The organism is Bradyrhizobium sp. 521_C7_N1_3, from assembly GCF_052075975.1.
In the GTDB taxonomy this organism is placed as follows: Bacteria; Pseudomonadota; Alphaproteobacteria; order Rhizobiales; family Xanthobacteraceae; genus Bradyrhizobium; species Bradyrhizobium japonicum.
Genome location: NZ_CP197232.1, coordinates 3,172,694 through 3,195,943, shown reverse-complemented (window position 1 = coordinate 3,195,943; position 23,250 = coordinate 3,172,694). Strand labels below are relative to the sequence as shown.

At 64.2% G+C, this 23,250-nt stretch carries 25 protein-coding genes; 8 read left to right on the top strand and 17 right to left on the bottom strand.

Annotation, left to right across the window (positions count from 1 at the left end; translation table 11 throughout):
* Positions 1 to 69: 69 nt before the first annotated feature.
* From AB7008_RS14825 to AB7008_RS14815, 3 genes are all read right to left on the bottom strand, one after another.
* Entirely contained in the window at positions 70 to 1,284 is a 1,215-nt protein-coding gene (locus AB7008_RS14825; protein WP_014497235.1) for an acyl-CoA dehydrogenase, read from the bottom strand.
* 190 nt (positions 1,285 to 1,474) lie between these two features.
* Positions 1,475 to 2,551, bottom strand: a complete 1,077-nt coding sequence (ribB, locus tag AB7008_RS14820; RefSeq protein WP_014497236.1) for a 3,4-dihydroxy-2-butanone-4-phosphate synthase — start codon at positions 2,549 to 2,551, stop codon at positions 1,475 to 1,477.
* Between the two features lie 190 nt (positions 2,552 to 2,741).
* A complete protein-coding gene (locus AB7008_RS14815; protein ID WP_248881784.1) occupies positions 2,742 to 4,472 on the bottom strand; it encodes a cation:proton antiporter domain-containing protein in 1,731 nt (576 codons plus the stop codon).
* A 67-nt stretch (positions 4,473 to 4,539) separates the two neighbouring features.
* Here AB7008_RS14815 and AB7008_RS14810 point away from each other — a divergent pair, with 67 nt between their 5' ends.
* Both AB7008_RS14810 and AB7008_RS14805 read left to right on the top strand, forming a co-directional pair.
* Complete coding sequence (locus AB7008_RS14810) at positions 4,540 to 5,067, top strand: DUF3124 domain-containing protein (protein WP_028158082.1); 528 nt, start codon at positions 4,540 to 4,542, stop codon at positions 5,065 to 5,067.
* 54 nt (positions 5,068 to 5,121) lie between these two features.
* Complete coding sequence (locus tag AB7008_RS14805) at positions 5,122 to 6,354, top strand: aminotransferase-like domain-containing protein (protein ID WP_028158083.1); 1,233 nt, start codon at positions 5,122 to 5,124, stop codon at positions 6,352 to 6,354.
* Positions 6,355 to 6,362: 8 nt separating this feature from the next.
* On the opposite strand, the gene AB7008_RS14800 is transcribed toward AB7008_RS14805, so the two are convergent.
* Complete coding sequence (locus AB7008_RS14800) at positions 6,363 to 6,635, bottom strand: helix-turn-helix domain-containing protein (RefSeq protein ID WP_014497240.1); 273 nt, start codon at positions 6,633 to 6,635, stop codon at positions 6,363 to 6,365.
* Between the two features lie 156 nt (positions 6,636 to 6,791).
* Here AB7008_RS14800 and AB7008_RS14795 point away from each other — a divergent pair, with 156 nt between their 5' ends.
* Both AB7008_RS14795 and AB7008_RS14790 read left to right on the top strand, forming a co-directional pair.
* Positions 6,792 to 7,244 (top strand): hypothetical protein, encoded by a 453-nt coding sequence (locus AB7008_RS14795; protein WP_028158084.1) that lies wholly within the window; start codon positions 6,792 to 6,794, stop codon positions 7,242 to 7,244.
* 148 nt (positions 7,245 to 7,392) lie between these two features.
* Positions 7,393 to 7,614, top strand: coding sequence for a hypothetical protein (locus tag AB7008_RS14790; RefSeq protein ID WP_028158085.1), 222 nt, complete (start codon positions 7,393 to 7,395; stop codon positions 7,612 to 7,614).
* 70 nt (positions 7,615 to 7,684) lie between these two features.
* On the opposite strand, the gene AB7008_RS14785 is transcribed toward AB7008_RS14790, so the two are convergent.
* The 5 genes from AB7008_RS14785 to AB7008_RS14765 form a co-directional block, all read right to left on the bottom strand.
* Positions 7,685 to 8,503: an aldo/keto reductase gene (locus tag AB7008_RS14785; protein WP_264620832.1), complete on the bottom strand. Its 819-nt coding sequence runs from the start codon at positions 8,501 to 8,503 to the stop codon at positions 7,685 to 7,687.
* 305 nt (positions 8,504 to 8,808) lie between these two features.
* Positions 8,809 to 10,383: an alkaline phosphatase D family protein gene (locus AB7008_RS14780; RefSeq protein WP_441258958.1), complete on the bottom strand. Its 1,575-nt coding sequence runs from the start codon at positions 10,381 to 10,383 to the stop codon at positions 8,809 to 8,811.
* Between the two features lie 118 nt (positions 10,384 to 10,501).
* A complete protein-coding gene (locus AB7008_RS14775) occupies positions 10,502 to 10,921 on the bottom strand; it encodes a hypothetical protein (protein WP_304493144.1) in 420 nt (139 codons plus the stop codon).
* Positions 10,922 to 11,029: 108 nt separating this feature from the next.
* The gene (locus AB7008_RS14770; RefSeq protein ID WP_028158089.1) at positions 11,030 to 12,031 is read right to left on the bottom strand and encodes an NAD(P)H-dependent flavin oxidoreductase; all 1,002 of its coding nucleotides are present in this window, start codon (positions 12,029 to 12,031) and stop codon (positions 11,030 to 11,032) included.
* Positions 12,032 to 12,093: 62 nt separating this feature from the next.
* Positions 12,094 to 12,831 (bottom strand): SDR family oxidoreductase, encoded by a 738-nt coding sequence (locus AB7008_RS14765; protein ID WP_248881777.1) that lies wholly within the window; start codon positions 12,829 to 12,831, stop codon positions 12,094 to 12,096.
* Positions 12,832 to 12,996: 165 nt separating this feature from the next.
* On the opposite strand from AB7008_RS14765, the gene AB7008_RS14760 reads away from it, so the two are divergent.
* Positions 12,997 to 13,461, top strand: a complete 465-nt coding sequence (locus tag AB7008_RS14760; RefSeq protein WP_014497248.1) for a winged helix-turn-helix transcriptional regulator — start codon at positions 12,997 to 12,999, stop codon at positions 13,459 to 13,461.
* A 34-nt stretch (positions 13,462 to 13,495) separates the two neighbouring features.
* Here the strand turns inward: AB7008_RS14760 and AB7008_RS14755 are convergent, their stop codons facing one another.
* The 4 genes from AB7008_RS14755 to AB7008_RS14740 all read right to left on the bottom strand — a co-directional run bounded on the left by AB7008_RS14755 (position 13,496) and on the right by AB7008_RS14740 (position 14,520).
* Positions 13,496 to 13,654, bottom strand: a complete 159-nt coding sequence (locus tag AB7008_RS14755; RefSeq protein ID WP_248881775.1) for a hypothetical protein — start codon at positions 13,652 to 13,654, stop codon at positions 13,496 to 13,498.
* A 31-nt stretch (positions 13,655 to 13,685) separates the two neighbouring features.
* Positions 13,686 to 14,060: a PRC-barrel domain-containing protein gene (locus AB7008_RS14750; RefSeq protein ID WP_304493143.1), complete on the bottom strand. Its 375-nt coding sequence runs from the start codon at positions 14,058 to 14,060 to the stop codon at positions 13,686 to 13,688.
* A 126-nt stretch (positions 14,061 to 14,186) separates the two neighbouring features.
* The gene (locus AB7008_RS14745; RefSeq protein WP_248881773.1) at positions 14,187 to 14,378 is read right to left on the bottom strand and encodes a hypothetical protein; all 192 of its coding nucleotides are present in this window, start codon (positions 14,376 to 14,378) and stop codon (positions 14,187 to 14,189) included.
* Positions 14,362 to 14,520 carry a hypothetical protein gene (locus AB7008_RS14740; protein ID WP_167541711.1) on the bottom strand — a complete coding sequence of 53 codons (159 nt, stop codon included), beginning with the start codon at positions 14,518 to 14,520 and terminating at the stop codon, positions 14,362 to 14,364. The genes AB7008_RS14745 and AB7008_RS14740 overlap by 17 nt, the downstream gene beginning before the upstream one ends.
* A gap of 177 nt (positions 14,521 to 14,697) precedes the next feature.
* Here AB7008_RS14740 and AB7008_RS14735 point away from each other — a divergent pair, with 177 nt between their 5' ends.
* Entirely contained in the window at positions 14,698 to 14,952 is a 255-nt protein-coding gene (locus AB7008_RS14735) for a hypothetical protein (RefSeq protein WP_014497251.1), read from the top strand.
* 177 nt (positions 14,953 to 15,129) lie between these two features.
* Here AB7008_RS14735 and AB7008_RS14730 read toward each other — a convergent pair whose 3' ends face one another.
* The 3 genes from AB7008_RS14730 to AB7008_RS14720 form a co-directional block, all read right to left on the bottom strand.
* The gene (locus tag AB7008_RS14730) at positions 15,130 to 15,336 is read right to left on the bottom strand and encodes a hypothetical protein (RefSeq protein WP_014497252.1); all 207 of its coding nucleotides are present in this window, start codon (positions 15,334 to 15,336) and stop codon (positions 15,130 to 15,132) included.
* Between the two features lie 81 nt (positions 15,337 to 15,417).
* Positions 15,418 to 15,549, bottom strand: a complete 132-nt coding sequence (locus AB7008_RS14725; RefSeq protein ID WP_256376429.1) for a hypothetical protein — start codon at positions 15,547 to 15,549, stop codon at positions 15,418 to 15,420.
* Between the two features lie 117 nt (positions 15,550 to 15,666).
* On the bottom strand, positions 15,667 to 15,861 hold the full coding sequence (locus AB7008_RS14720) for a hypothetical protein (protein WP_304494142.1): 195 nt from the start codon (positions 15,859 to 15,861) through the stop codon (positions 15,667 to 15,669).
* A 94-nt stretch (positions 15,862 to 15,955) separates the two neighbouring features.
* Here AB7008_RS14720 and AB7008_RS14715 point away from each other — a divergent pair, with 94 nt between their 5' ends.
* The gene (locus tag AB7008_RS14715) at positions 15,956 to 16,468 is read left to right on the top strand and encodes a DUF4142 domain-containing protein (protein ID WP_441258957.1); all 513 of its coding nucleotides are present in this window, start codon (positions 15,956 to 15,958) and stop codon (positions 16,466 to 16,468) included.
* Positions 16,469 to 16,473: 5 nt separating this feature from the next.
* Here AB7008_RS14715 and AB7008_RS14710 read toward each other — a convergent pair whose 3' ends face one another.
* Complete coding sequence (locus AB7008_RS14710; RefSeq protein ID WP_304493140.1) at positions 16,474 to 16,680, bottom strand: hypothetical protein; 207 nt, start codon at positions 16,678 to 16,680, stop codon at positions 16,474 to 16,476.
* A 266-nt stretch (positions 16,681 to 16,946) separates the two neighbouring features.
* On the opposite strand from AB7008_RS14710, the gene AB7008_RS14705 reads away from it, so the two are divergent.
* On the top strand, positions 16,947 to 23,240 hold the full coding sequence (locus tag AB7008_RS14705; RefSeq protein WP_028158095.1) for a HAMP domain-containing protein: 6,294 nt from the start codon (positions 16,947 to 16,949) through the stop codon (positions 23,238 to 23,240).
* Positions 23,241 to 23,250 lie beyond the last annotated feature (10 nt).

The following is a 23,250-nucleotide window of genomic DNA, read 5'->3' as shown; positions in this document are numbered from 1 at the left end:
ATACTGGATCGCCCGCCTTCGCGGGCGATGACAGCGGAGCAAACTAACCGCGGCCGAAGAACGCTGCGACTAGAAAAACGCCTGGATGCCCGTGATCGCACGTCCCAGGATCAGGGCGTGGACGTCGTGAGTCCCCTCGTAGGTGTTGACGGTCTCGAGGTTATGGACGTGGCGCATCACGTGGTACTCGGCCGAGATGCCGTTGCCGCCGTGCATGTCGCGCGCTACGCGGGCGATATCGAGGGCCTTGCCGCAATTGTTGCGCTTCATGATCGAGATCATCTCGGGGGCAAACTTGCCTTCGTCCATCAGACGGCCGACGCGAAGCGAACCCTGGAGGCCCAGCGCGATCTCGGTTTCCATGTCCGCCAGCTTCTTCTGCACGAGCTGGGTCGCGGCCAGCGGCTTGCCGAACTGCTTGCGATCGAGCGTGTACTGGCGGGCGCGGTGCATGCAGTCCTCGGCGGCGCCGAGCGCACCCCAGGAGATGCCGTAGCGGGCGCGGTTGAGGCAGCCGAACGGGCCCTTGAGGCCAGACACGTTGGGCAGCAGCGCGTCCTCGGGAACCACGACGCCGTCCATCACGACTTCACCGGTGATCGAGGCGCGCAGCGACAGCTTGCCGCCGATCTTCGGCGCGGAGAGCCCCTTCATGCCCTTTTCCAGCACGAAGCCGCGGATCTGGTTGTCGTGCTCGGCCGACTTGGCCCAGACCACGAACACGTCGGCGATCGGCGCGTTCGATATCCACATCTTGCTGCCGGTCAGGCGGTAGCCGTCCGAGACCTTCTCGGCGCGGGTCTTCATGCCGGCCGGATCGGAGCCGGCGTCGGGCTCGGTGAGACCGAAGCAGCCGACCCATTCGCCGCTGGCGAGCTTCGGCAGGTACTTCTTGCGCTGGTTCTCGTCGCCATAGGCGTAGATCGGGTACATCACCAGAGAGGACTGCACCGAGTTCATCGAGCGATAGCCGGAATCCACCCGCTCGATCTCGCGCGCGACGAGGCCGTAGGCGACGTAGCTCGCATTGGCACAGCCATATTCCTCAGGCAGCGTAATGCCGATCAGGCCGAGCTCGCCCATCTCGTTGAAGATCTCGCGGTCGGTCTTCTCCTCGAGATAGGCCTTGGTGACGCGCGGCAGCAGCTTGTCCTGGGCATAGGCGCGCGCGGTGTCGCGCACCATGCGCTCGTCTTCGGTGAGCTGCTCGTCGAGCAGGAACGGATCGTCCCATTGGAAAGAAGCCGCAGCCGGCTTGTCCTTGGCCTGAGGGCGCACGCTCATGAAACGTCCTTTCGTCTGGTTCCGTCAAAATTTGCCCGACAAAGTAAAGCGCCGCGGCAACAAGTGCAATTGCATCCTGGTTTCGGTCATTCCGGGGCGATGCGGAGCATCGAACCCGGAATCTCTTTATCCAACACTTCGCGATTCCGGGTCTGGCGCCTTCAGCGCCATCCCGGAATGACACTACGTGTCAGCTTTCAAGCTGCTCGTTGGCGACGATCTCGATGCCGAAGCCTGACAGGCCCTTGTAGTCATGCACCGATGAGGTGAGGTGGCGGATCGAGGTGACGCCGAGATCGCGCAGGATCTGTGCGCCGACACCGACCTCGCGCCACTGGCGGTTGCGGTCCGCCTCGGTCGCGCTCTCATCGGGCAGCGGGGCAACGGGGACACCGGCGGCGCCGTCGCGCAGGTAAACCAAGACGCCACGGCCGGACTTCTTGAAGTGCTCGAGCACCGCCGCCATGCGCTTGTGGCCGGTGAAGATGTCCTTGACGATGTTGGGCTTGTGGAAGCGCGTCAGCACGTTCTTGCCGTCACCGACGCCGTTATAGACGAACGCGACGTGCGCGATGGAATCGAACGGCGAGCGGTAGGCATAGCCCTGGAGCGGCCCGATCGGGCTGTCGGTGACGAAGGTCGAGACCCGCTCGATCAGCTTCTCGCGCACCTGGCGATAGGCGATCATGTCGGCGATGGTGACGTGCTTGAGCTTGTGCTGGGCCGCGAAGCGGGCGACCTGCTCGCCCTTCATCACGCTGCCGTCGTCGTTCATCAGTTCGCTGATGACGCCGACCGGCGGCAGGCCGGAGAGCTTGCACAGATCGACCGCGGCCTCGGTATGGCCGGAGCGCAAGAGCACGCCGCCGTCCTTGGCGATCAGCGGGAAGATGTGGCCCGGACGGGCGAAATCGTTGGCGCCGACATTGGGATTGGACAGCGCGCGGCAGCACGAGGCGCGCTCCTCGGCCGAGATGCCGGTGCCGCCGTCGGGCTTGTAGTCGATCGAGACCGTGAACGCGGTGGTGTGCGCGGAATCGTTGTGGGCCACCATCGGATCGAGCCGGAGGCGGCGCGCGTCCTCGGTGGTCACGGGCGCGCAGACGATGCCGGAAGTATGGCGGATGATGAACGCCATCTTCTCGGCGGTGCAGAGCGAGGCGGCGACGATCAGATCGCCCTCGCCCTCGCGGTCCTCGTCGTCGGTGACGACCACGAGCTCACCCCGGGCAAAGGCCTGCAAGACTTCCTGAACGTTATCGGGCATTTCCCAATCTCTATCGGTTATGGCCGGGAGGCTTAGCCGGACGCCTTAGCCGGACTTGGCCCCAAGCGCTAGTGTCCTGGACGCAACCGCATATGCCTGACGGCGGGCCGGCCCGCGGGTCTAAGGCTTGCACCGAAGATACCAGGGATATAGGCGCACACGGCCCGGACGGAAAGCGGCCGCGCCGCCTTCAGGGCAGCACTTCGCGCCGCTCGCCGAGCCGGACATCGAGCTCGGTCCGCTTGTCGGCCAGCAGCCCGGCCTGGGCCGCTTCGATCACGGTAAACAGCTCATGAGCGTCGCTGAGCCGGGTCACCGTGACGTAGCTGGCGCCGGCCGCGTAGAGCTCGCCCACATCCGACAAAAGATCGGCCGTGGCGACGATCATGGCGGTCGGGTTGAGGGTGCGGACATGGCGGACCAGCTTCTCGTTGCTGGCGCCCTTGAGAAGGGCGTCCGGCACGCTGAGGATGATCATCTCGGACTTGCCGACGCCGGCATGGAGCAGCGTGTCGGCGCTGCTGATGTCGCCATAGATCACGTGCAGGCCGCGCGACAGCAGCGTCTTGTACACATTGGGGTTGAAGTCGATCACGGTGATCTGCTCGAGCAGCACCGGCGCCTGCCGTTCGATCTCGGCCAGCAGCGCGCTCGCCGCACGGAAAAAGCCGAGAATGACGATGCGGCGGGCCTCGCCATGGCCGCCCTCGTGCCCCTCCTCGGCATGGCCGTTGCCATGGTCGAGGTCGCGCAGGCCGATCCGCTTCAGGGGGCCGATCGCCCAGCGGGTGATCTCGTCGCTGCGGGTCATCACGAAGGTCGAGAGCACCGCCAGCACCACGAAGGCGAAGGAGGCTGCGTTCGCCGTTTCGGCCGCGATGTGATGGTCGGCAACGCCGGTCTGGATCACCACCAGCGAGAACTCGGAGATCTGCGCGAGGTTAAGGGCCGGCAGCAGGCTGGCGCGCAGGCCCTGCTTCATCAGGTAGAGCGGGGCGAAGGTGGTGACGAGGCGGCTCACCACCGTGAACGCCGCGATCATCAAGGCAAGCCCGATCACGGAGAGGCCCGGCACGGGAATGGTCATGCCGAGCGCGACAAAGAACAACGTGATGAAGAAGTCGCGGAGCGTGGTGACCTTGGCGGTGACGTCGAGGGCGTAAGGGAAGGTCGACAGCGAGACGCCGGCGATCAACGCCCCCATCTCGCGCGAGAGTGAGAGCCGCTCCGCGGTCTCGGCGACGAGGAAGCACCAGGCGAGCGCGCCAAGCAGGATCAGCTCGGGGCGGCGGGCAATCTGATGGAATAGGCGCGGCAGCACGTAGCGGCTGACCAGCAGCGCGGCGGCGACCAGCACCGCGACGCGGCCGATCGACAGCAGGATGACGCTGACCTCGAGATTGGCGAGGCTCGGCTGCACCGCCAGGAACAGGATGGCGAAGATGTCCTGGAGCACCAGCACACCGAGCGTGATGCGGCCGGGCAGCGTGTCGAGCTCGCGTTTCTCGTAGAGCACCTTGACGATGATCACGGTGCTCGACAGCGCGCAGGCGACGCAGAGATAGACCGCATCGAAATGCCCACCGCCGAGCGACAAGCCGATGCCGACGAAGAACAGCACCCCGAGCAGGCAGCCGCCGATGAGCTGGCCGCCCGCCGCGAACAGGATCACCTTTCCCGCCCGCACGATCTTCTTCAGGTCGATCTCGAGCCCGATCATGAACAGCATGAAGATCAGGCCGAGCTCGGAAATGACGCTGATCGATTCCTGTGATTTGACCCAGCCGGCACCGAATGGACCTATGCAGAAGCCGGCGATAAGGTAGGCCAGGATCAGCGGCTGCCGGGAGAAATGGGCGAGCAGGCCCAGCATCCAGGCAAACAGAATACAGAGAGTGATGTCGCGAATGAGTTCGTGCATACCAAATTGGTCCGTTTTGCCGCACCCTAGAGCCAGGTTGCGGCGCGGCAAGCGAGCAATTCGTCACATGCGAGCAGGGCTTTTCGCAGCAATGCTGCTATGTCCCCTCGCCTCTGCGGCGCCCGCAGCCGCGCAATCCAAGGTCAATATCGAACAAAACTTTGCCGATTCGCTCACCACACTGCCGAAGGAGGAACTCGCCGTCTCCGGCGGGTTCTACGTGCCCGCCTATTCCAGCGTCGCGATGAGCCTTGGCAAACTACGTGTCGACTTCTCGGTGACGCTGAGCGTTCACAACGCCTCCGAGACCCAGCCGCTGGTGGTCAAACGCATCGCCTATTTCGACACCGCAGGCAAGCAGGTCGAGACCTACCTGAAGGGTCAGGTGGCGCTGAAGCCTCTGGCCACCGTCTCGATCTTCATTCCGACCGACGACGTGCGCGGGGGGACCGGGGCCAACTTTCTCGTCGACTGGGCCGCAACAGGCGAGATCGCCGAGCCAGTGGTCGAGGCCTTGATGGTTGGCGGCGTCGCCAATGCGCATTACGCTTTCATCAGCCAGGGTCGTCCGACGAGGACGGCCGGCAAGAAGTAAGGCAGGCCGGCGCAAGGCCGGCTGCTCAACAAGAACAAAACGAGGAACGCTCCCATGACGTCCAGCTTCGATTTCGCGCCCCTGTTTCCCGCAGGGCTGCCGGCCCCTTCCGCGCGCTGGACGGGCCTCGCCAAGTACAGTTTCGTCGGCGGCAACAACGACTCCGAGCAGTTGCCGCTCGACGGCCTGATCGAGGCGACCAATTCCGCCCTGCAAAAGGAAGGCCGCTCGCTCGCGACCTACGGCCTGGCGCACGGGCCGCAGGGCTACCTGCCCTTGCGCGAATTCCTGGTGACAAAACTGAAGCGCGACGCCGGCATCAACTGCACGGTCGACGATCTCCTGATCGTCTCCGGCTCGCTCCAGGCGCTCGACCTCGTCAACGCGACGCTGCTGACGCGCGGCGATACCGTGATCTTCGAGCAGGACAGCTATCAGGGCTCGTTGACCCGACTGGCACGGCTCGGGGTCAACGTCGTCGGCATCCCCCTCGACAAGGACGGCATGCGTATGGACGTGCTGGCCTCGACGCTGGCCGATTTGAAGAGCCGCGGCATCCGGCCCAAGTACATTTACACCATCCCGACCGTGCAGAATCCGACCGGCAGCATCATGCCGGAAAGTCGTCGCGCCGAACTGGTGCGGCTCGCGGCCGAATATGGCGTGCCCATCTTCGAGGACGATTGCTACGCCGATCTCGTCTGGTCGGGGCAGCGGCCACCGGCCATCCACGCGATGAGCCCGAACGGCGGCGTGATCCATATCGGCTCGTTCTCGAAATCGATCGCACCGGCGCTGCGCGTCGGCTTCATCGTCGCGCCCTGGGATGTGATGTCGCGGATGCTGGCGCTGAAGACGGATGCAGGCTCCGGCGCGCTGGAGCAGATGGTGCTGGCCGCCTATTGCAAGCCGCATTTCTCGACCCACGTGCCCGCGTTGACGAAGGCGCTGCGCACCAAGCTCGATACGCTGATGGAGGCCCTCAACGAGCAGTTCGGGACGGCGGCGGAGTTCGAGGAGCCCAAGGGCGGCATCTTCCTATGGGTGAAGCTGCCCGACCAGGTCGACACGCTAAAACTCTATCAGGCCGCGCTCGCCGCCGGTGTCTCGATCAATCCGGGGCCGGAATGGTCGACCAACAAGCCCCATTCCAGCTCGCGCCTTAGACTCTGCTTTGCGAGCCCCTCGCATCAGCAGATCCGTGAAGGCGTCGCCGTGCTCGCCGAGGTGTGCCGCAAGGAGTTCGGCGTGCCGGCCCGCAGCGCCAACGTGGAGAAGCGGGCCTAAGGCTCGCTTCAAGCCACCTGAGGCTGGCTGCCGTGGATCGCGGAGGCCAGCCGCAGCAGCAGGACGATCGAGACATTGCCCTTGCCGGCCTCGATCTGGGCGATGTAGCGCTCGGAAATCCCGGAGCGGCGAGCCAGCTCCCGGCGCGACAGCTCGCACCGCGCGCGCGAGGACCTCAAGCGCTCGCCCAGCTCGGCCAGGAACGCGGTCTCGGAATAAGGCGGCACGGCACAGCTCCCCGGCAGTACCTCGCCCGCGAAATCCACGACTTGATTCAGCATCGCTCTCACCAACTTCGCCTTCGGGAGCGCCATCCTACCCTTGATACGGCCGGCCTCATTGACGCGGATCAAATTCGTGAGTGATTGCCGGCTCGCGTGGACGATCGCGCGCGGGATGCTACACTTGGACTCGTTCGAGGCGGGGTTTTTCAGGACATGACGCGTTGTCTAGGCTGCTGGATCGCGGCGGCGATGCTGTGGATTGCGTTCACGCCAGCGGCCGGCGCCGAGACGCTTGCGGCAACGGTCGAGCAATGGGGCCTGCTCGGCTCATGGGCCGTCGATTGCGCGGCCCCGCCCGACCGCGACAAGGGCACGCTGTTGACTTACGAGATCAGGAAGGACGGCCGGGTGATGTACCGGCGCGATTTCGGCGAGGCCAGGGACGAGAACGAAGTGGTGTCCGCCACGGCCGACGCCGAGGGCCTGCTCAATGTGATGGTTTACTTCCCCTCGCTGCACCAGGCGCGTGAATTCGGGCTGCTGCTGGCGAAGGATGGCAGCCTGCGTGCGATCTACAATCGCAGCGAGCGCGGTGTGTACACGATCAGGGACGGCAAATACGTTGCGACAGGCGCGCCGACACCAGCGCAGCAACGCTGCGATTGAGCATCACGTTTGAGCATGATCGCTCCGAAAACCGCGTCGCACTTTTCCGGATCATGCTCCGTCTGAACATCCATTCAGAATTCTCTTCCAGTTTCTCCGGAACGTTCGCACAGATGCGCCGTTCTCATGTGCATTGGAGGAGAACATCATGAAGAAGCTTGGTTATGTGGTTGCGGCTCTCGGCGCGCTCGCGATCGTTGCACCGACGATGGCGAATGCCGAAACGGTGGTGATCAAGAACGGCTACCATCATGGCTACGGCGCCCGCGCCGAAATGCGCGAGCATCGCGACCACGGCTGGCATCGCGGCTGGCACCATCGCGACCGGGTCGTCGTGGTCAAGCGCGGTCACCATCACCATTGGGATTGATGCGCAACGCATCATGGGAAATGGCCCCTTGCGGGGCCATTTCTTTGCGTGTTCGAAGCGTTCGGCGAGACTAATCCCACACCGGCGCAAAGCCTGGATTGACGCAACGCCTGTCCTTGGGCAACGCCGCGATCTTCTTGCGGTCGGCATCGTCGAGCGTGATCCTCAGCGCATCGAGATTGGCCTGCTGGCTCTCGCGGCGCGAGGCCTTCGGGATCGCAGCGACACCGTCCTGGTCGAGCAGCCATTTCAGCGCGACCTGCGCGGCGGTCGCGTTGTGCCTGGCGCCGATTTCGGCCAGCACCGGATCTGACGCGATGCGTCCTTGCGCGAGCGGACAATAGGCGACCAGCGGGATCGACCTGGCGTTGAGATAGGTCAGCACCTTCGATTGATCGAGCATGGCGTGATATTCGACCTGGTTGCAGGCGATCGGCGCCTTGATGTCCTCGACCGCGATCTTGAGCAGCGCCGTGGTGAAATTGGCAACGCCGATCGCTCGCGTACGCCCCTCCTCCTTCAGCTTCATCAGCGTCTCGAACACCGCGCCCCAGTTCGCGGATTTCGAGGGCCAGTGCACGAGGTAGAGATCGACATGGTCGAGCCGGAGCTTGGTCAGGCTGGCGTCGAAGGCGCGGCGGATCGCATCGGGGCTGAGATTCTCGTGCCAGACCTTGGTCGTGACATGCAGCTCGCCGCGCGGCAGCCGGGCCGCAGCGAGCGCGGCACCGATCGGTTCTTCATTGGCGTACATCTCGGCAGTGTCGATGTGGCGATAGCCGATCGACAGCGCGCTCTCGACCGCCGCGCGACAGGCATCGCCCTGCATGCGGAAGGTGCCGAGGCCGAGCTTGGGCATGCTGATGCCCTGTGTCTTCAGATTATCCATGAGCTAACTCCTGACGTATTTCAGCCGCCGAACACGCGGTGGGGCCGCGAGGGAAGACTCTTCGGTGATGGAAAAGAGGTGGCGGGAATGAAGACTATAGCGCATGAGACGCGAGGCGGCCAATCAAGATCGGATTAGTGCTGGGATGCGCGATCCCTCCCCCACCGTCATGCCCGGGCATAGCCGTCCGAAGGACGGCGTCGCTTCCGCTCGCCTATGCCCGGGCATCCACGTTCTCAGGGCCGAGCAGCAGAGCGTGGATGGCCGGGTCAAGCCCGGCCATGACGACGGAGAGCGTTGCCCACTCACGAATGCTGCGCGACCACGGCCGGGCGCGCCTGCGGCTGCGGCATGATGTCGACCGACCAGAGGTCGCGGTTGTCGACGTCTTTCAAGGTCACGGTCATCACGCCGCTCGCACCGTCGATATCGACCCTGCCGAAGAACTGCAGGCCGAAACACGGCGCGAGGTTCTCCCCCTGCGCCTCGCTGCAGCCGTTCTGATACATCGCGACGGGCCCAAACGTATTGTCGAGCTCGCCCGGCCCCCAGGTGCCGGCATGGAGCGGGCCGGAGACGAACTCCCAGAACGGCTCAAAATCCTGGAATTGCGCCTTGTTCGGATCGTAATAATGCGCGGCGGTGTAGTGCATGTCGGCGGTGAGCCAGACGATGTTGCGCACGCTTGCGCGCTTGATGGAGCCGAGGAGATCAGCGATTTCGTGCTCACGCCGATCGGGCGCTCCGTTGCCGAGCGCGACGGCATCGAGACTGACGAGGCCGATCGGCAGGTCGGCCGCGATCACCTTCCAGGTCGCACGCGACGCGGCGAGCTCCCGCTTCAGCCATGCGAGCTGCTCGGCACCGAGAATCCAGCCGCGATGGTCCTCGCCCTTGTTCCAGCTGTCGTCACGGTAGCTGCGCATGTCGATCATGAAGACGTCGAGCAGCGGACCGTAAGCGATCTTGCGATAGACCCGGCCCTGTCGCGTGCCGACGTCGCGGATCGGCATGAAATCGAAGAAGGCGCGGCGGGCGCGCGAAACCAGGCGCGGCGTGCCGTCGTCCTCATAGCCGGCGTCGTCATAGCTGCCGGTCGGCGACCAGTCGTTGGTGACCTCGTGGTCGTCCCACTGCGCGAACATCGGCACCTCCGCGTGGAAAGCGCGAAAATGCTCGTCGAGATGGTTGTATTTGTAGTTGCCGCGGAATTGCGCCAGCGTGTGCGCGGCCTCGGCTTTCTCCTCGGTCACCAGATTGCGCCAGGTCTCGCCGTTCGGCAGCTTCTGCTCGGAGGGAATCGTGCAGTCGGCGTAGATGTGATCGCCGGAGTGAATGAAGAAGTCCGGGCGGTTCTCGAGCATGGTGCGATAGCTGCGATAGCCGCCGCGCGAGATATCGATGCCCCAACCCTGCCCCGCGACGTCGCCCGACCACACGAACGAGATCGACTGCCCCGCCGCCGGCGCGGTACGGAAATGGCCGACGCGGCTTTCGCCGGCAATGCCGGTCGCGATGTCGTCGAAGCGCACGCGATAGAAGATGTCCTGCCCGGACGGCAGATCGTTCAGCAGCAGTTTTGCGGTGAAGTCGGCATCAGGCAGCGCGTCGCGCGAAGCTGACGCCATGATCGTCTTGAAACTCTCGACGGTCGCGCATTCCACCTGCATTCGCGCGGGCCGGTCGGCGCGCGCCCAGATCACGGCGGAGCCATCCGAGACATCGCCGGACTGAATGCCGCCCGCGATTTGCGGGCGATCGGCGGCGCGACTGATGGATGGCTTTGCGAGTGTGCCGAGCGCGGCAACGGCGAGGCTTGAAGTCGAGCGGACCAGGAACTGCCGCCGGGTCCATGCGCGCGAGGCGCGGAGCGTTGCCATTCAGGAAACCTTCGTCGAATCGCGACGGAAGGTGCCTGCGCCGTTTGACTCCTATCCTGACGGTTTCTTGACTCCAGGCCTACGGTTTTACGACGCCCGGATGACGCGACAGACCCGGCTAACGCTTCCAGTTGCAAATGCCGCCGGTGCGGCACGGCCAGGTCTGGATGCGGGTGTCCATCGCCTGCGCATCCAGCGGATTGCCGCGACGATGTGCGAGCTTGGCGCGCGCTGCGCCGCGTGGCTGAGCACTCCTGGCATGAACAACCTTCGGCTCGGCCACGTGCACGCGTTCGGCCGCGACTTTCTTCGGTACGTCCATCGGCTCGGCGCGCGCCTGCGCCTCGTTGCCACCCTTTGCCTCCAACGCGACCGGGGCAAATTGCGTCTCGGGCCCGAGCCGCTTCGGCGACAGCACCGCCTTGGAGAGATCGAGACCGAAATATTCGTCAGGCTTGTAGTCGTCAGCGCGTGCGATGCCACCCCATGCGAGCACGAGGGCAATGGCAACTGCAAAAGGAACGCTCTTCAGGACCACGGACGCCTCCTGAAATTGCTTATTTCAAGGGTAATTTACCCCTATTTAGGAGGCGTCACGCGTAATTCCAGCGGCCAAGTGCCGCCTTGGTTAAGAAGTTTGGAGCTGTCAGGCGACCTTTCGCGCCGCCCCCGTCCCGTCCAGGAATCCCATCAGGCGGCTGCGGATGATCCGTTCCGCCTCATCCATGATGCGATCGACGAGTTCCTTGCAGGAGGGGATGTCGCGGATCAGCCCTGCAACCATGCCGCAGCTCCAGGCGCCCGCGTCCATCTGGCCGTCCAGCATGATCTTGGGATAGACGCCCGCGACCTGGTCGTGGATATCGTCGATGCTCAGCTTGGCGCCCTTCTCGCGCTCGATATCGAGCAGACGATCGACGTTGGCGTTCTTCAGCACGCGCTCGGTGTTGCGCAGAGCGCGCATGATCAGGCGGGTGTCGAGCTCGGTTGCCGCAACAAGCGCGTTCTTCACGTTCTGATGCACCGGTGCTTCCCTGGTGGCGATAAAGCGCGTGCCCATGTTCATGCCGGCCGCGCCCAGCGACAGCGCCGCCACGAGGCTGCGCCCGTCGGCCATGCCGCCGGAGGCCACGAACGGAATCTTCAACTCCTCCGCCGCGCGCGGCAGCAGGATCATGTTGGGGATGTCGTCTTCACCGGGATGGCCGCCGCACTCAAAGCCGTCGACGCTGACGGCGTCGCAGCCGATGCGCTCGGCCTTCAGGGAGTGGCGCACGGACGTGCATTTGTGGATCACCTTGATGCCGGCGGCCTTCAGCGCAGGCATGTATTGCTCCGGGCTGCGCCCCGCCGTCTCCACCGCCTTGATGCCGCCTTCGACGATGGCCGCGATGTATTCCGGATAAGGCGGCGCCGAGAAGGTCGGCAGGAAGGTGAGATTCACGCCGAACGGCTTGTCGGTCATGTCGCGGCAGCGCGCGATTTCTTTCGCGAGCAATTCCGGCGTCTTCTGCGTGAGGCCCGTGATGATGCCGAGCCCCCCGGCATTGGAGACGGCAGCGGCGAGCTCGGCAAAGCCGACGAAATGCATGCCGCCCTGGATGATCGGGTGCTCGATGCCGAACAGTTCGGTGATCGCGGTCTTCACGTAGGGGCCTCCCGGATTTCAGTTTGTATTGGGATCAGTCTAGCCGCAGTCTTGCGCCGCGGTCACCATTTCTCTCCGAACGGGCGGATCTCCATCTCGAAGGTCCAGGCGCTCTTCGGCTGCTGATAGAGCTGCCAATAGGCATCCGCGACAGATGACGGCGGCATCAGAAGATCGGGATTATCAAGCGCATTCGCCCCGAGCGCTTCAAGCCGGCGCTGCCGCACCCACTCGGTGTCGACGCCGGAATCGATGATGAGATGGGCGACGTGGATGTTCTTCGGCCCGAGCTCGCGCGCCATCGCCTGCGCCACCGCGCGCAGTCCGAATTTTGCGCTGGCAAAGGCAGCAAAGCCGCTGCCGCCGCGCAAGCTCGCCGTCGCGCCGGTGAAGAAGATGTTGCCGCCACCGCGCGGCAGCATCAGCCGCGCCGCTTCCCGGCCGGCGAGGAAGCCGGAATAGCAGGCCATCTCCCACACCTTCCGGAACACGCGCTCGGTGGTGTCGAGGATCGGGAAATTGACGTTGGCACCGACGTTGAAGATGCAGACGTCGAGCGGCGCGTGCTGGTCGGCGTCATTGAGGAAGGAGATGACCTCCTCCTCTTTGCGTGCATCGAGCGAGCGCGCGTGAATCTCGCCGCCGGCGGCCTCGATGTCCTTCACCAGCGGCGCCAGCTTGTCGCCGTTGCGGCGCCCGGCGAAGACCGTGAAACCTTCGGCGGCAAATTTCTTGGCGATCTCGGAGCCGATGAAATCGCCGGCCCCGATGACGGCGGCTGTCGCGTTTCGCTTGGGCAAGGTCACCTCCTCCGGTGAGAACGGCATGTGATTGGGCCGGAGGCTATAGTTCTAAAATAGAACTGTCAAACTACAGGGGTGAATGATATTCTTCAGTAGAAATAGCGCTGATCATTCAAGTCAGTTCCTTTTTCTGACTTACTATCCTTTGCCGGAGATCGCTACATGAAGTGGGACACGCTGGACGAAGAGCCCTGCTCGCTCTCCCGCACCGTCGCCGTGGTCGGCGACCGCTGGACGCTGCTGATCCTGCGCGAATGTTTCTTACGCGTGCGCCGGTTCGAGGCGTTTCAGTCATCGCTCCAGATCACGCGGCACCTGCTCTCGGAGCGTCTGAAGAAGCTGGTGCGGTTCGGCATCCTGCGCCGCGTCCCCTATTCCGAAGCGCCCAAGCGCTACGAATACATCCTCACGCAGAAGGGCCTCGACCTCTATCCGATCATCATGGCGATGGTGCATTGGGGCGACACCCACATGGGCGACGAACGCGGCCGCCCGCTGCTGCACCAGCACAAGACTTGCGGCAAGGAGTTCGACCCCGTGATGGTCTGCTCGGAATGCGGTGAGCCGCTGCATGCGAAACAGGTACATGTGCATGCGGGGCCGGGGCGGAAGGAGGCGGTGGGGTAGAGTGGCGCGAGGCGCATCCTTCAACCGCCACTGCTCAGTGCGTCCTAGTCTCTTGCCACGTCTCGAGGTCAGGCTTTGTCTCGCCCGACTTCTGCTCCTTCTCCGGATTGCCCTTCCAGGGCTTGTCGGTCTGGGCGTGCGATCCCCAGTCGTTCTGACGCCGGGAATCGTCGGTGGGCCGCTCCTTGCTCATCGGATCATCGGATCTCGCTTTCCATGGGAGCTTACGCGAAGGGAACGCCGTAATAGGAGTTGATGCCGCGTACTGCCGCGTCGTCACCCCAGTTCCAGTCGCTGCGTTCGCCGTATTTCGGCGCGCCTTCGAGCGTCTTGGCGGTGATCCCGGTGACATAGCCGCCGAGCTCCGTATCGTATTTCAGCGACTGCCAGGGCAGCGGATAGTGGTCGTTGCCGAGGCCCAAGAGACCGCCGAAGCCGAGCACGGCGTAGGACACCTTGCCGCTGACCTTGTCGATCATCACGCGTTCGATCGAACCGATCTTGTTGCGATCGGCGCCAAAGACCGACGTTCCCTCGACCTTGTCGCTGCCGATCAACCTGCCCATCTCGCTGCGGTCCAATTCGCCTTGTTTCAGCATTCCAATTCTCCACTCAGCCCAATTCTCCACTCAGCCAACGTGTGAACCAACCGGGTCGGCGAGCGAACGTTCCGACGCATGCTCCATGCGGTCGCGTCAGACACGGAGCGCGGACGCCAGGGGCGATCAGCGCGCGGCCGCGGCCTCCCGTAGCATCAGGAACTCATGCATCGCGGCAGCGGTCTGAAGCTGATCGATGCGCGCCATAATAGAATCGCGCTGCTGTCCATCCGGCAAGCCCGACAGTTCGTGCTCGAGCCGCAGCTGCTCTGCCTTGAGACGTTGTTCGAACGTGTGGGGCTCAGATCGTCTTCGCATCTTCCGTCCTCGGTGGTTGCAGCCCCGAGCTGTTGGCCCAGCGCTCGACTTGCTCGATGACCTTCTGGTGACTCGGACGCACCGGCTTGGGCGCCTCGGGCTCCTCGGAAAGCTTGCGAGGTAACCTGACTTGCTCCGTCATGGCCTGTTCTCCCTCTCTTCCGAAAGAATGCGCCATAGCCAGAGTTGTTTCAATAATAACTTATTGATTTTGTTGATTATTTTTACTCATCTGGCGATTTTTCCGACTCTTGTGGAACTCGCGCCAAACTCGTTCGTTGAGCAAACTACTCAACTTACTCACTTTGCGTGATCGACCATGAATGACCTTCGCGCCGAGCGCCTCCAGGTCATGCTCTCCCCGGAAGAGCTGGCCGCCATCGACGATTTCCGGTTCAAACATCGCATGCCGACGCGAGCGGCAGCGGTCCGCGAGCTCCTGAAGTTCGGACTGGCATCCGTGGGCGTGGATGCGAAAGCCGGTGTGAAATCGAGCAGCTTCGGCGTGTTCGGCCGTGGCCCTGAGGGACACACCCAGGGCGATCCTGAAAACGGCAACGAATCTGATCTGTAGAAGCCATCCTTAAGCAGAGGCCATCCATAAGCAAACGACCCCGGCACGGTGGTGCCAGGGTCGTCCTTGGAGATTGCTTCCGGCTCACCGGGGGTATGACAACCGGAAGCACATCCTGTCGACGCTTCGCGCGGGGATTCGTTCCTCGCGAGAAATCTTCTACCTTTCGAGCACGCTCTACCCACTCGGCGCTGCGCCGGAATCATCCGGCGTCATGCCGGAGCCCGGCGTCTTGCTATCGTCGTTGAGCTTGGGATCGCGCGTCGCTTCGCGCGACGGCGAGCCCTTCGAATCCGTCTTGTGCACGGTTTGCGCGCGCTGCTTGTCGCGCGGTTGATCTTCCGCCCGCTTGTCCTTGACGATGCCGTGGTCGGAATGCGCCATGATGTCCTCTCGCTTCTCCAGATGTCCTGAAGCGCTTACGCGCCGGCACAACGAATGTTCCAGCGTGCGAGGCCCGCAGCGCTAACTATGCGTGGCGTGGATCGCCGCCGATGCATTCTCCAGATGCACCTGCCGCACTGTCGTCACTGTCGCGAACGCGACCGAAACGCCAAAGGCGAGAATGAGCGAAAGAAGAGCCAGACGTGGAGCCATCGCAAAACCTCCTTCTGGAATCAAAATCAGCGCGATCGACTGTTCGTGGATGATCCTGGATTGGTTGCTTGCATTCCGTGAGCGGTCTCACACGCAGATTCACGAAGATGAGAGCGTTCACGCATCCTGCGTTCGAAGGACGCGGACCTTTACGGGCGGGATTTCACCGTCCAGCCAGTCCTGCTCGTTCGCCAATGCCGTCCAGGCATCCGCCATACGCAAATAGCGCTTGTGGGCGGGCTGCCCTTCCGCACGCTCGGCGAGCTGAAGGCAGTTGTCGGCGTTATCCCTGAAGATGTCAGACTGTTTCATGCAGAAGATCTGGGAACGGAACTCCCGCTCCGCAACCGCCCTTACCGGATGGTAACGCCGGGGAACTTCGCGCGCCATCGGTCATTGGAGATACATGAGGATTCTCGTCGCGATCATCCTGGCTCTCGTCAGCACCTCGGCGTTCGCCGACAGTACGGGCGAGCGAACGACCGGCGACCACGTGCCCACCGCAACCGATGTCATCACCGGCCTCTACAGCTTCAGCCGTTTCCAGCAGGGCCTGCTGGAGAGCACCGACCTGAAAGGCAATGCGGAGGTGAAAAATCTCGCGGCCCTGCGCGCCGAGGAGGCAGGCAAGCGCGACAAGACCCTGAAGCAGATTCAGGACGCGATCGGCGCGGAGCCGCACGCCGGCAAGACGACGTCGGTGAGCGCAAGCCTCGTCGAACCCGAAAACGCGGATGGACCAACCTACGTCAGAAGCTTCTATGCCGCGCAAATCCCCGAATACGACTCCGCCATCAGCCTGCTCGAGCGCTATCTGAAAGCGCCCGACAATCCTGCCCTCGCCGCCTTCGCGCGCGAGCAATTGCCGATGCTGCGCACGCAGGTGAAAGATGCGGAGCGCACCATGGCGGACAAATAGCAGCCCTATTTGTCCTCCGGGTGATGCTGTTCGCTCTCCGGCCGCACCGTACGGTTACTCTCGGGCATCTTGTCCCCGCCGGCGTCGCCGTTGTCGTCCTTGCCGCCCGAGGTCGAGGTGCCGCTGCCGCCGGGGTTCGATCTGGTCGCGGTCCCCGTGGTCAGCGAATCAGCGCGTGACGTGGCGGAGCTTGCTGCGGGGTCGCCGGTCATCGCGCCGCGCCCGCTAGGCGCGCCAGCCTCCCTCTCCTGGGACGGCTGGGAGCTCTGGCGCCGGCCACAAGGCCAGCATCCGGCCGGCTTTTTCCTGACCGGGATGGAACCATCGTCACTCCTCACCGTTATTTTGGCCGGGCTGAGCACGGCAGGTTCCAATTCCAAGCGCTGCAGCGTTGGCGCTTGATTTCGAATTTGGCTGACGCTCTATTTTGACAACTGCGTCACGCCTTGGATTCGGCCGACGCTGCGGGGGAATCAGTATGAGCGACCTCGATCCCGGAACTGCATCACGCTCCGGTCGTCGCGTCCCAAAGCCAAAAACCAACGGTATGTCGGACCCGGATTCGCGGCCGGAATTGCTGCTCGCCTTGCAGGCCATGCGGAGCGGCGATTTTTCGGTGCGGATGAGCGGGGACTATCTCGGCATCGACGGCAAAATCGCCGACACTTTTAATGAAATCATCGCTGCCAACCAGCGCATGGCGCAGCAGCTCGAGCTGGTCGGTCAGGTCGTGGGACGCGAGGGCAAAACCCGCCAGCGCGTGAAGTTCGGCCTCGCCAGCGGCTCCTGGGCCGACATGGAAGGCTCCGTCAACACGCTGATCGACGACCTCCTGTGGCCGACGCGCGAAGTGACGCGCGCGGTGGCCGCGGTGGCGCAAGGCGACCTGCTCCAGACCGTCAAGCTCGACGTCGACGGCCGCCCGTTACGCGGCGAATTCCTGCAGTCGGCGACCATCGTCAACACCATGATCAAGCAGCTCGGCGTGTTCACCTCCGAGGTGACGCGCGTGGCGCGCGAGGTCGGCACCGAAGGCAAGCTCGGCGGCCAGGCCCAGGTGCCGGAAGTGACCGGCGTCTGGAAGGATCTGACCGAGAGCGTCAACTCGATGGCGAACAACCTGACCAACCAGGTTCGCAACATCGCCGAGGTCACGATCGCGGTCGCCAACGGCGACTTGTCCAAGAAGATCACCGTCGACGTCCGCGGCGAGATCCTTCAGCTCAAGGAAGCCATCAACACGATGGTGGACCAGCTGCGCTCCTTCGCCTCCGAAGTGACGCGCGTGGCGCGCGAGGTCGGCACCGACGGCAAGCTCGGCGGCCAGGCGATCGTGCCCGGCGTCGCCGGCACCTGGAAGGACCTGACCGACTCCGTGAACGCGATGTGCGGCAACCTCACCGCCCAGGTCCGCAACATCGCCAACGTGACGACCGCCGTGGCGCGCGGCGACCTGTCGCGCAAGATCACGGTGGACGTGCGCGGCGAGATCCTGGAGCTGAAGGACACCATCAACACCATGGTGGACCAGCTCAACTCCTTCGCCTCGGAAGTGACGCGCGTGGCGCGCGAGGTCGGCACCGAGGGCAAGCTCGGCGGCCAGGCCCAGGTGCCCGGTGTCGCCGGCACCTGGAAGGACCTCACCGACAACGTCAACTTCATGGCGTCGAACCTGACCGCGCAGGTCCGCAACATCGCCGACGTCGCGACCGCGATCGCCGGCGGCGACCTGTCGAAGAAGATCACGGTGAATGTCTCGGGCGAGATCCTTCAGCTGAAGGAAACGCTCAACACCTGCGTGGACCAGCTCAATGCCTTCGCCGGCGAAGTCACGCGCGTGGCGCGCGAAGTCGGCACCGAGGGACGGCTCGGCGGCCAGGCCAACGTGCTCGGCGTCGCCGGCACCTGGAAGGACCTGACGGAAAGCGTCAACTCGATGGCGTCGAACCTGACCGCGCAGGTCCGCAACATCGCCGAGGTGACGACGGCGGTCGCCGGCGGCGACTTGTCGAAGAAGATCACCGTGGACGTGCGCGGCGAAATCCTGGAGCTGAAGGACACCATCAACACCATGGTGGACCAGCTCAACGCCTTCGCCGGCGAAGTCACGCGCGTCGCGCGCGAGGTCGGTACCGAAGGCAAGCTCGGCGGTCAGGCCGTCGTGCGCGGCGTCGGCGGCACCTGGAAAGATCTCACTGACTCCGTCAACTCGATGGCCTCGAACCTCACCGGCCAGGTCCGCAATATCGCCGAAGTCGCAACCGCGGTCGCCAAGGGCGACCTGTCCAAGAAGATCACCGTGAACGTGTCGGGCGAAATCCTTCAGCTGAAGGAAACGCTCAACACCATGGTGGACCAGCTCAACGCCTTCGCCGGCGAAGTCACGCGCGTCGCGCGCGAGGTCGGCACCGACGGCAAGCTCGGCGGCCAGGCCGACGTGCCCGGCGTCGCCGGTACCTGGAAGGACCTGACCGACTCCGTGAACTCGATGGCGGGCAACCTCACCGCGCAGGTTCGCAACATCGCCGAGGTCGCGACCGCCATCGCCGGCGGTGACCTGTCACGCAAGATCACGGTGGACGTCCGCGGCGAGATCCTTCAGCTCAAGGACACGCTGAACACGATGGTCGACCAGCTCAACCGCTTCGCGGGCGAGGTGACGCGCGTGGCGCGCGAGGTCGGCACCGAAGGCCGCCTCGGCGGCCAGGCCAACGTGCCCGGCGTCGCCGGCACCTGGAAGGATTTGACCGACAGCGTGAACTCGATGGCGGGCAACCTCACCGCCCAGGTCCGCAACATCGCCGAAGTGACCACCGCCGTGGCGCGCGGTGACCTCTCGCGCAAGATCACCGTTGACGTGAAGGGTGAAATCCTCGAGCTCAAGAACACCATCAACACCATGGTGGACCAGCTCAACGCCTTCGCCGGCGAAGTCACGCGCGTGGCCCGCGAGGTCGGCACCGAAGGCAAGCTCGGCGGTCAGGCCGAGGTGTCCGGCGTCGCCGGCACCTGGAAAGACCTCACCGACAACGTCAACTTCATGGCCTCCAACCTGACGGCCCAGGTCCGCAACATCGCCGAGGTCGCGACCGCGATCGCCGGCGGCGACCTGTCGAAGAAGATCACGGTGGACGTGCGCGGCGAGATCTTGCTGCTCAAGGACACCTTGAACACGATGGTGGAGCAGCTCCGCTCCTTCGCCGCCGAAGTGACCCGCGTCGCGCGCGAGGTCGGCACCGAAGGCCGGCTCGGCGGTCAGGCCGTCGTGCCCGGCGTCGGCGGCACCTGGAAGGACCTCACCGACAACGTCAATTTGCTCGCGGCGAACCTCACGACGCAGGTCCGCAACATCGCCGAGGTCACCACCGCGGTCGCGCGCGGCGACTTGTCCCGCAAGATCACCGTGGACGTGAAGGGCGAAATCCTCGAGCTCAAGAACACCATCAACACCATGGTGGATCAGCTCAACGCGTTTGCCGGCGAAGTCACCCGCGTCGCGCGCGAAGTCGGCACCGAAGGCGAGCTCGGCGGCCAGGCCCAGGTGCCCGGTGTGGCCGGCACCTGGAAGGACCTCACCGACACCGTCAACTTCATGGCGGCGAACCTCACCGAGCAGGTCCGCGGCATCGTCAAGGTGGTGACCGCGGTCGCCAACGGCGACCTCAAGCAGAACCTCACCGTGAAGTCGAAGGGCGAGGTCGCCGCGCTCGCCGACACCATCAACAACATGACCGAGACGCTCGCGACCTTCGCCGACCAGGTGTCGTCGGTGGCGCGCGAGGTCGGCGTCGAAGGACGGCTGGGCGGTCAGGCCGATGTGCCCGGCGCGGCCGGTACCTGGAAGGACCTCACCGGGAACGTCAACCTGCTCGCGGCCAACCTCACCTCGCAGGTGCGCGCGATCGCGGAAGTCGCGACCGCGGTGACCAAGGGCGACCTCACCCCGTCGATCCAGGTCGATGCTCGCGGCGAGCTCGCCGAGCTCAAAGACAACATCAACACGATGATCACGAACCTCCGTCTGACGACGGACGTGAACACCGAGCAGGACTGGCTGAAGACCAACCTCGCCAAGTTCACCAACATGCTCCAGGGCCAGCGCGATCTCACCACCGTCGGCCGGCTGCTGCTGACCGAGCTGTCGCCGCTGGTGAACGCCCATACCGGCGTGATCTACCAGGTCGAGAACGAGGACAATCCGCGGCTCCTGCTGCTCGCCTCCTATGCCGGCGACGGCGTCTATCCCTATCAGCGCGTGCTCCCGCTCGGCGACGGCCTGATCGGCCAATGCGCCCTCGATAGACGGCCGCGCGTCATCGCCGATATTCCACCCGACGTGGTGCCGATCAACTCGGCGCTGTTCCGCGTCGCGCCAAAGAACCTCGTCGTTCTGCCCGTGCTGTTCGAAGGCCAGGTCAAGGCGGTGATCGAGCTCGCCTCGCTGACCTTCTTCACGACCTCGCAGATGACGTTCCTCGAGCAGCTTACCGACTCCATCGGCATCGTGCTCAACTCGATCGAGGCGACGATGCAGACCGAAGGCCTGCTCAAGCAGTCGCAGCAGCTTGCCGGGGAGCTTCAGACCCAGCAGCGCGAATTGCAGCAGACCAACGACCAGCTCGAGCAGAAGGCGCAGCAGCTCGCCGAGCGCAACGTCGAGGTCGAGCGCAAGAACCAGGAAATCGAGCAGGCCCGCCGCGCGCTGGAGGAAAAGGCGACCGAGCTCGCGCTGACCTCGAAGTACAAGTCCGAATTCCTCGCCAATATGAGCCACGAGCTGCGCACGCCGCTGAATTCGATCCTGATCCTGGGACAGCAGCTCACCGACAATCCGGATGGCAACCTCTCGGCCAAGCAGGTCGAGTTCGCCCGCACCATCCATGGCGCCGGCACCGACCTGCTCAACCTCATCAGCGACATCCTGGATCTCTCCAAGATCGAATCCGGCACGGTGACGGTCGACGCCGAGGAGATTTTGACCGCGAACCTGCTCGAAACCGTCGGGCGGCCGTTCCGGCACGAGGCGGAAAACCGCAACCTGTCGTTCAAGATCGACGTCGACCCGAACCTTGCACGCAGCATCGTCACCGACTCCAAGCGCCTGCAGCAGGTCCTCAAGAACCTGCTTTCCAACGCCTTCAAGTTCACCGCCGAGGGCGAGGTGCGCCTGAAGGTCGTCGCCGCGGTCGGTGGCTGGGGCACTGATCACCCCGTGCTGAACTCCGCGCCGGCCGTGATCGCGTTCGAGGTGACGGACACCGGCATCGGCATTCCCCTGGAGAAGCAGAAGCTGATCTTCGAGGCGTTCCAGCAGGCGGACGCCGGCACCAGCCGCAAATACGGCGGCACCGGTCTCGGACTTGCGATCAGCCGCGAGCTCGCGAGCCTGCTCGGCGGCGAGATCCATCTGCGCAGCGCGCCCGGCAAGGGCTCGTCCTTCACGCTCTATCTGCCGCTGAAATATTCCGGCCCGACGCTTGCGCCGCGTGCGCCCGCGCCGCAGCAGTACAGTCAGCCACCGGCGTTGCAAGCGGCTGCACCGGAACAGCAGCGCGTCATCGAGCAGATTGCCGACGACCGGCTCGATCTCGAGCCCGGCGATACCATCCTGCTCATCGTCGAGGACGATCCGCATTATGCGCGCGTGCTGGTCGATCTCGCCCGCGACAAGGGCTTCAAGGTTCTGGTCGCCGCGCGTGGCGCGGAGGCGCTGGAGCTTGCGAAGCAGTACCAGCCGCGGGCCGTTTCGCTCGACGTGTTCCTGCCTGATATGCTGGGCTGGACGGTGCTGAGCCAGCTCAAGCACAATCCGCTGACCCGCCACATCCCCGTGCAGATCATCACGCTCGACGAGGACCGGCAGCATGCGCTGGCCCGCGGCGCCTTCTCCTTCGTCAACAAGCCGACCACGACCGAGGGCGTCTCAGCCGCGCTGACGCAGATCAAGGAATATGCGCGTCCCAGGCGCAAGCGGCTCCTGATCGTCGAGGACAACGAGGCCGAGCAGCTTTCGATCCGCGAACTGCTGCATCACGACGACATCGAGATCGTGACGACGGATACCGGCGCCGGCGCGCTCTCGACGCTGCGCGAGGCGCCCTGCGATTGCGTGGTGCTCGACCTGCGGCTTCCCGACATGAGCGGCTTCGAAGTTCTGGACCAGATCCGCAACGACGAGAGCCTGTCGAACGTTCCGGTGGTGGTCTTCACCGGCCGCGAGCTCTCGGCGGAGGAAGATGCGGAACTCCACACCATGGCGCGCAGCATCGTGGTCAAGGGCGTGGAATCGCCGGAGCGCCTGCTCGACGAGACCGCCTTGTTCCTGCATCGCGTGATCACGGAACTGCCGATCGAGAAGCAGCGCATGCTGGAGAAGCTGAACAGTTCCGACGAAGACCTGATCGGCAAGACCGCCCTGCTCGTCGACGACGACGCCCGCAACATCTTCGCGCTGTCGAGCGTCCTGGAACGGCGGGGCATGAAGGTGCTGACGGCCACGACCGGTCGCGAGGCGGTGACGCTGGTCGAATCCAATCCGGAGATTGCCATCGTTCTGATGGACATCATGATGCCGCAGATGGATGGCTATCAGACCATCGGCGTCATTCGCGAAAATCCGGCCTTCGCCCGCCTTCCGATCATCGCGCTGACAGCCAAGGCGATGAAGGGCGACCGTGAGAAATGCCTGGAAGCCGGTGCGTCCGACTACCTCGCCAAACCCGTCAACACCGATCAATTGCTGCTTGCAATCCGCATGTGGCTGCATCGTTGAGTTTGGATCC